The sequence below is a fragment of the Stenotrophomonas maltophilia genome, assembly GCF_003970865.1.
Lineage (GTDB): Bacteria > Pseudomonadota > Gammaproteobacteria > Xanthomonadales > Xanthomonadaceae > Stenotrophomonas > Stenotrophomonas maltophilia_AR.
This window is the reverse complement of sequence record NZ_RXLZ01000169.1, coordinates 1-578: the sequence shown is the minus strand read 5'-3', so window position 1 is coordinate 578 and position 578 is coordinate 1. Positions and strand designations below refer to the sequence as shown.

Annotated in this window: 1 rRNA gene; it reads left to right on the top strand. The window is 53.3% G+C overall.

Annotated features, from left to right (window positions below):
* Positions 1–3 precede the first annotated feature (3 nt).
* Positions 4–118, top strand: a 5S ribosomal RNA gene (gene rrf, locus EKL94_RS22250).
* The last annotated feature ends 460 nt before the right edge of the window (positions 119–578 follow it).

Here is a 578-nt window from a genome sequence, read left to right as displayed (position 1 = left end):
CTCCCTGGTGAAATTAGCGCTGTGGAACCACCCGATCCCATCCCGAACTCGGAAGTGAAACGCAGCTGCGCCGATGGTAGTGTGGCTCAAGCCATGCGAGAGTAGGTCATCGCCAGGGTTTACACCCGAGAACCCCGCTGCATGCGCAGCGGGGTTTTCCTTTTTTTGCAGGCACCCGGTTTCGACCTGGACTTGCAGCAACAACTTCACGAAGAGCTTCAAGTTCCTCAAACAAGTTGTTGACAAAGCTGAAAGGCCTGCCATAATAGGCGGCTCGCAACGACGAAAGACCTTCGGGTCCAACGGCGAAGCAGCATCGGCAACAACGTCCACTCCGGTGAGACGGCCTTGAAAAAAGGTGTTGACGAAGCGGAAAAGCCGGCTATAATGGGCGGCTCGCTACGAAGGAAACTTCGCGGCACACGGGAACGGCGCTGAGGCCACTTCCCAAGATCTTTGAAAGTATGCGCAGGTATCTTGTGAAGGCGCCTGCAGGAAGGATGATTGTCCATCTTGCAGACGTTTGATCAAGCAACTATTAATTGTTTTAAAGCAAGCGATACGTTGCCAGAATCAAT